This window comes from Roseobacter sp., assembly GCF_024639605.1.
Lineage (GTDB): Bacteria > Pseudomonadota > Alphaproteobacteria > Rhodobacterales > Rhodobacteraceae > Roseobacter.
On the sequence record NZ_JAHEHZ010000174.1, the window covers coordinates 1 to 6,034 of the forward strand.

The following is a 6,034-nucleotide window of genomic DNA, read 5'->3' on the forward strand; positions in this document are numbered from 1 at the left end:
CCGCCTATTCTCAGCAATATCTGCAACGCCTCGGCGGCACCGTGGATGCGCTTGGCGAAGTGGTGCGCGACTTTGACACCTCTGCCGCGGCGCTGGGGCTTAGCCGTGCCGATGCGTTGGCACAGATGACCGGGTCCGCCTTTGTGACCAGCCGCAGGGCCGATATGGAGCGGACCTTTGCCCGTCACGCGGCTCTTGCGGCTGATCTTGCAGTACTGGAAGATCTTGGCCCCTTCATGCGCGCGTGGAATGCGCCCCGGATGACCGACCCGCAAATCGCCTCCCGCGCATGGCAGGCCTTTCGCCCGGTGCTCCCGCTGGAGCTTGCTACGCTCATCTTTGCCGGTGCAGGGTTTGCCGCCACATGGTTTGCCCTCTGGTTCTGCCGGATGCTGATCGTGCCGTCGCGCCGCCGTCGGCCGATGACTGCTTGACCCGCCCTGGCCAAAGCATCAGGTTGCGCGCAACGTTGCAGACCGGGAACTGATATGGCCGGACAAACCGCCCCCTTTGCCGCATTTGAGTGGATGATCGCCTGGCGCTATCTGCGTGCCCGCCGGGCCGAGGGGGGCGTCAGCACGATGACCTGGATCAGCCTCATCGGCATTACGCTGGCGGTCTTTGCACTGATCGCGACGCTGGCTGTGCGCTCAGGCTTCCGTGCGGAGTTTGTGGGCACGATCCTCGGTGCTAATGCGCATGTAACAGTTTATACCTTTGGTGAGGTTGATGCGACGGGCCGGGTGGACCGCAGCATTACGGAATTCGATGACATGGCTGCGCGCCTTGCCGCCGTGCCGGGTGTGACCCGTGCCGCGCCGCTCATCCGCGCGCAGGTGATGGGTGCGGGGCAGGGGCGCAACTCGGGCATCGACCTTTACGGCATCGCCGCGACGGATTTCCAGAGCCTGCCTGGCATTGCCGGTTCTGATGCAGCACTGGGTGATATCAGTGCCTTCGAGGATGGGATCGCGCTGGGATCCGGGCTTGCCCGTGAGCTTGGCGTGGGCATCGGCGATAAAATCCGGCTCATTTCACCTGACGGGGTGAAAACCGCCTTTGGCACGTCGCCGCGCATCAATGCCTATGACGTGGTCTTTATCTTCTCCGCAGGCCGCTATGACATCGACCGCACGCGCGCCTATCTGCCATTCGAAGAGGCTCAGGTGTTCTTCAATAAAGAGAACACCGCAGATGAGATCGAGGTGATGATCGAAGAGCCCGAAGCCGTCGATCTTATCACGCCTGCGCTTTTGCAGGCGGCGGGACCAGGCACCCAGGTCTGGACCTGGCGCGACGCCTCGGGCGGGTTCCTGCGCGCGCTTGAGGTTGAGGACAACGTTATGTTCATCATCCTGTCGATCCTTGTGCTGATCGCGGCGATGAATATCGTCTCCGGGCTGATTATGCTGGTCAAGAACAAGGGGCGCGATATTGGTATTCTGCGCACGATGGGGCTGAGCGAGGGTTCTGTGCTGCGGGTGTTTTTCATCTGTGGCGCATCGACAGGCATCGCCGGCACACTGATGGGGGTGATCCTCGGTTCGCTCTTTGCGCTTTATATCGATCCGATTTTCTCTTTTGTGAACATGATGATGGGCGGTGGCGTCTGGGATCCGGCGATCCGGGGTATATATGCCCTGCCGGCGGAACTGCATCTTGATGATGTGCTCTCGGCCATGGCGTTGTCGCTGGGGCTGTCTTTTGTGGTCACGATCTTTCCGGCCCGTAAAGCGGCGCGGATGAATCCCGTAGAGGCCCTGCGGTATGAGTGACCCGGTGCTGTCCCTCAAAGGCATCACCAAAGCCTATAATACCGGACGCCCCAATGAGGTGACGGTGCTGCGCGGTGTCGGTCTGGATCTCGCGCCGGGGGAAGTCGTGGCCCTTGTCGCGCCTTCAGGGGCAGGTAAATCGACCCTGCTGCATATCGCGGGTCTGCTGGATACGCCGGATGCGGGAACGGTGCATATCGGCGGTGAGGATATGACCGGACGCTCCGACGGCAGACGTACCGCGGTGCGGCGCTCGGATGTCGGGTTCATCTATCAGTTTCACCATCTCCTGCCCGAGTTTACCGCGCTGGAGAACATCGTTCTGCCGCAGCTGGTCAACGGCACGAAGCGCCGTGCGGCCGAAGAACGCGCAATGGAGCTGCTGACATCGGTCGGTGTGGCACCGCGTGCCGGTCACCGGCCTGCTGCACTGTCGGGTGGCGAGCAGCAGCGGGTGGCTTTTTGCCGTGCCATGGCAAATGAACCGGCACTGCTGCTTGCTGATGAGCCGACCGGCAATCTTGATCCTCACACGTCGGATCAGGTCTTTGACACGCTGATGGATCTGGTGCGGCGCACCGGGCTATGTGCGCTCATTGCGACCCATAACCCGGGTCTTGCCGCACGCATGGACCGGCGGATTTTCCTTGATGGCGGTCAGCTGGTGAGCGAGCGGTCCTGAAGAACTTGACCTTGCGGATGCCTTGCGCACAACTGTGCGAAAGAGGTGACCGCTATGCCAGTTCTTTCCGTCGAAGAAATTGAGTCAACAACTGCAATTGCCCTGCGTGCGCATGGTGCTTCGCCCTTTGCTGCTGCCGAAGTGGCGCGTGCCGTGGCCGCGGCGGAAAGCCATGGTAACCGGATCTGCGGTCTTTATTACGTGGAAAGCTACTGTCATCAGCTGCAAAGCGGCAGAGTGACCGGCGATGCCGATCCCGTGGTCACCAAACCCCGACCGGGAGCTGTGCACGTGGATGCGGCTTTTGGGTTTGCGCAGCCGGCCTTTGCCCATGGTCTGGTACCGGCCCTCGATGCTGCGCGCGAAAACGGCGTGGCCACGCTGGCGGTTGCTCATGCGCATACCTGCACATCGCTGGGGTATTTCACAGAACAGATCGCGCGTGCCGGGCTGATCGGCCTTGGGTTTACCAATGCCTCGCCGATCGTCGCACCGCCCGGAGGGAAAACGCGCGTCATCGGCACCAATCCGATTGCTTTCTCCGTGCCTGACGGCGCAGGTGGTATCGCAATGCAGTTTGATCAGTCGACGACAACCGTCGCGCTCGGAAAAATCACTATGGCCAAAGCCACCGGGAAACCCATCCCCGAGGGCTGGGCCCTCGACGCCTCGGGTGCCCCGACAACCGACCCGGACGCGGCTCTGCAGGGCTCGCTGGTTTCTGTTGGCGGATACAAAGGCTGGGGCTTCGGGCTTATGGCTGAACTGCTGGCCGCCGGGATGACAGGCTCCGCATTGTCGCGCGATGTTAAACCGCTTAAGGCCAGAAACGGGCCGCCACATGATCTGGGCCAGTTTTATATACTGATGGATCCCGGTGTATCTTCCGGCTTTGCCGCCCGGCTCAGGGCGCTGGTAGAGATCATGGCGCTTGATGAAGGCACGCGGATGCCCGGGCAAAACCGGACGGCGGCGGAAAAGGTCGATGTGCTGGACGCGGTATGGGCGCGGATCACAGAACTGGCGGAGGGGCCTGGACCTTCTGCGTGAAAAAGACGCCGGCGGCCATCAGGGCGATCCCGAAGGCGCGCGTGCCGGTCATCGGCGAAAGCCGTGCCCCGAAGAGACCGAAATGATCGATGACGCCCGCGCTGATGAGCTGTCCCAGAAGAACGAAGAAAATCGCGTTTCCGATGCCGAAAACCGGCGCGATCCAGGTGATGCTGAGCACGTAAAAGGCGACCAGAACACCGCCCAGAAAAAGATGTTTCGGTGCAAGGCTCAGCCGTGAGAGCGCGCCTGTGCCTGTCATGACCATCACCATGGCACAGCTGGCGAAGGCGACCACAAAGAGCACCGTCGCAGCCGCCGCTGGCGAGCCGATCCGCTGGCCCAGAGCCGCGTTGAGTGCAGCAAGCAACGGGATTCCGATCCCTGCGAGTGTCATGATAATGGCATGCTGGGTCATTCAGACGGGCTCCTTTAACCTGATCCTAACGTGAGCATGGCCTTGTGAGGCCATGTCGGCAAGCGGCTTTGGCTGACGGGCCGGACAGTCTGGAGGCGATATGACCGGGAGATTTCTTGTGCTCTGCGCGGCTCTGGCTCTGACGGCCTGTGGCGGCGGGCACACCGAAGAGGGTGCGGCGCTGTTTGCAGCTCATTGTGCCGTCTGTCATGGCGGTGATGCGCGCGGCGGTGGCGGCGCGAATGTGGCGGGCCTCGGGCGGACGCCTGCTGATCTTACGGTGCTGGCCGCTCAGAATGGCGGAGACTTTCCGGTGGCGCGTGTCGCATGGATTCTGGAGGCTTATTCGTTCGGCACGCAACCCCGGCGCCGGATGGCGGATATCCCGCCGCTGCAAAGCAAGCAGACACGCAGACTGCGCACCGGGTCGGGCACAATGGCCGTCGCGCAGCCACAGGCCGCCATCATCGACTGGCTGCAAACCGTGCAGCGCCGGTAATCACCTGCAGATCCCGTTCAGCTCAACCCCGTCCCAGGGCAGGCCGACCGACCAGGCCCGCGACTGCGGCAGGGGCGAGACCGGCATCGCCTGCGACAGCAGATCATGCAGCCGTTGCGTGCGCGGTGCCTGCGGCGCAAGGGCTCTGCAGCAGATATATTCCTCCATGATCGCGCCTTGCTGCTCAAACCCGAAGTCCGAAAACTCCGGCGCCTCTGCCAGGTCGAAAAGATAAGGATCACCGCCCCCGTCATGCTCAAAGGCGGCGCGCAGCGGTGAATAACCCGTCACGCGCCGGTTCTGCCATTGCCAGACATGCAGCATCTCATGGGCAAAGAGCATCGCCGCCACCAGCCCGATCTGACCGGGATAGTCCGGCACATAGTCTTCGGTGTACCAGTCGCGGTCAAAAAGGACCGTGTTCCAGAGTGCCACGGCTGCGGGTTTGGAGGTTACCACGGCCTCCTCGATGGGGGGCAGGATGCGCTGGCGACAGGTCGTGCGCGGGCGCGCCTCGCGCCGGAAAGTGACCGCGCGGGTCGGCGCGCCATTCACGACACGCACCCGGTCCGTCTTCAGCGTGTCACCGTGCAGCGTGCGCGCGAATGCCGCTTCGTTATCTGTGAGGGGCCGGCCGCAGCCCGCCAGGAAGATCATAAAGATCAGAACGATACGCATGACCTCAGCAGGGCCCGAAACGTGCGGCGGGATCAAGCCCCTATCCGCACGTCTGATCGATTTGTGATCGACGGGCCCGAAAGTCCGGCGCGCAGAGTGCTTACTCGGGCTTTCCTTTGGACGCGCGGGCCGCAGCGCCTTTTTCGGAGATATTGTCGGTGTCTTTGCCGACACCGGCGTGTGCGCCTTCGGCGGTTTCAGTACGGGCATCGGGGCCGCCCGGGGTGTCTGTGCGTCCCTGATCGTGGCCTTTGGCAAGAGCGCCGGTGGCAAGTGCCGTGGTGAAAACGATAAGGGTCAGTGTTTTAACGAGTGACATGAGATTTCCTCTGTTGGTTGGTTTGTCTGTGTCTCAGCCACGTGAGAGTGTTCTGCGCAGTTTCAGCAGAGGCAAAATAAATTCTGAACCGGTGTACATGCCGCCGATACAAGGGCTGGCTACGGGCCCCCGCGTCAGCCCTGCTGAAGGAGCCCAAAGGGGGAAAACGGGTGTATGACCGGCGTGCACAGAGTGTGCACAGGACGTGCACCGGTCTGGTGCATAGCCGGTGAGACTGGTGGGTGCGGGGACGAACGCGCGGAGCGCCGGACGTAGCGGGAATATGGCGCGACACATAATCAGGGTCGCGACAGACCCTGGGTCGGAGGCCGTCTTGCAAAGGCGCCAGTGGCGCGTTTGAGGCCGGAGAGGGCGAAGCCCGGGGCAAACGCAGTGCGCCCTCCCGTGGGGAGGGGTGATGCCCGTCGCGGAAACCTTCCGGTGGAAGGTTTCAGGGCTGAACGGTCGGAGACCCGGACGTAGCGGCCCGAGGCGGGGCCTCGGGCTGTTGATCTAATCAATTCGAGGTAATTTTAGCTATCCAGAAGTTCGAAAATGGACTTCCCAACCCGCAGCGGTAAACAGAAAGCAAGCAATGCTAGAGCAAGCGCCC

The 6,034-nt window shown here is 62.3% G+C and carries 8 protein-coding genes; 5 read left to right on the forward strand and 3 right to left on the reverse strand.

The genetic code is table 11. The annotated features are described in order from the left end of the window. The 4 genes from Q0M35_RS16490 to Q0M35_RS16505 form a co-directional block, all read left to right on the forward strand. A partial coding sequence (locus Q0M35_RS16490; protein ID WP_295317364.1) for a DUF2937 family protein occupies positions 1 to 434 on the forward strand: 434 nt, incomplete at its 5' end. 54 nt (positions 435 to 488) lie between these two features. Further along, positions 489 to 1,775 carry a lipoprotein-releasing ABC transporter permease subunit gene (locus Q0M35_RS16495; protein WP_295317365.1) on the forward strand — a complete coding sequence of 429 codons (1,287 nt, stop codon included), beginning with the start codon at positions 489 to 491 and terminating at the stop codon, positions 1,773 to 1,775. Beyond that, the gene (locus tag Q0M35_RS16500; RefSeq protein WP_295317366.1) at positions 1,768 to 2,457 is read left to right on the forward strand and encodes an ABC transporter ATP-binding protein; all 690 of its coding nucleotides are present in this window, start codon (positions 1,768 to 1,770) and stop codon (positions 2,455 to 2,457) included. Before Q0M35_RS16495 ends, Q0M35_RS16500 begins: the two co-directional genes overlap by 8 nt. Before the next feature lie 54 nt (positions 2,458 to 2,511). Next, complete coding sequence (locus Q0M35_RS16505; RefSeq protein ID WP_295317367.1) at positions 2,512 to 3,507, forward strand: Ldh family oxidoreductase; 996 nt, start codon at positions 2,512 to 2,514, stop codon at positions 3,505 to 3,507. Here the strand turns inward: Q0M35_RS16505 and Q0M35_RS16510 are convergent. Then, entirely contained in the window at positions 3,470 to 3,925 is a 456-nt protein-coding gene (locus Q0M35_RS16510) for a DMT family transporter (protein ID WP_295317368.1), read from the reverse strand. The genes Q0M35_RS16505 and Q0M35_RS16510 overlap by 38 nt on opposite strands. A gap of 100 nt (positions 3,926 to 4,025) precedes the next feature. Here Q0M35_RS16510 and Q0M35_RS16515 point away from each other — a divergent pair, with 100 nt between their 5' ends. Next, positions 4,026 to 4,424 carry a c-type cytochrome gene (locus tag Q0M35_RS16515; protein WP_295317369.1) on the forward strand — a complete coding sequence of 133 codons (399 nt, stop codon included), beginning with the start codon at positions 4,026 to 4,028 and terminating at the stop codon, positions 4,422 to 4,424. Here Q0M35_RS16515 and Q0M35_RS16520 read toward each other — a convergent pair whose 3' ends face one another. After that, positions 4,425 to 5,102 carry a hypothetical protein gene (locus tag Q0M35_RS16520; RefSeq protein ID WP_295317371.1) on the reverse strand — a complete coding sequence of 226 codons (678 nt, stop codon included), beginning with the start codon at positions 5,100 to 5,102 and terminating at the stop codon, positions 4,425 to 4,427. Between the two features lie 100 nt (positions 5,103 to 5,202). Then, complete coding sequence (locus Q0M35_RS16525; RefSeq protein ID WP_295317370.1) at positions 5,203 to 5,421, reverse strand: hypothetical protein; 219 nt, start codon at positions 5,419 to 5,421, stop codon at positions 5,203 to 5,205. Positions 5,422 to 6,034 lie beyond the last annotated feature (613 nt).

Bases quoted from the DNA above. Each gene is read 5' to 3' on its own strand.
- Q0M35_RS16495 (WP_295317365.1), top strand. From the start codon at position 489: ATGGCCGGACAAACCGCCCCCTTTGCCGCATTTGAGTGGATGATCGCC.
- Q0M35_RS16500 (WP_295317366.1), top strand. From the start codon at position 1,768: ATGAGTGACCCGGTGCTGTCCCTCAAAGGCATCACCAAAGCCTATAAT.
- Q0M35_RS16505 (WP_295317367.1), top strand. From the start codon at position 2,512: ATGCCAGTTCTTTCCGTCGAAGAAATTGAGTCAACAACTGCAATTGCC.
- Q0M35_RS16510 (WP_295317368.1), bottom strand. From the start codon at position 3,925: ATGACCCAGCATGCCATTATCATGACACTCGCAGGGATCGGAATCCCG.
- Q0M35_RS16515 (WP_295317369.1), top strand. From the start codon at position 4,026: ATGACCGGGAGATTTCTTGTGCTCTGCGCGGCTCTGGCTCTGACGGCC.
- Q0M35_RS16520 (WP_295317371.1), bottom strand. From the start codon at position 5,102: ATGCGTATCGTTCTGATCTTTATGATCTTCCTGGCGGGCTGCGGCCGG.
- Q0M35_RS16525 (WP_295317370.1), bottom strand. From the start codon at position 5,421: ATGTCACTCGTTAAAACACTGACCCTTATCGTTTTCACCACGGCACTT.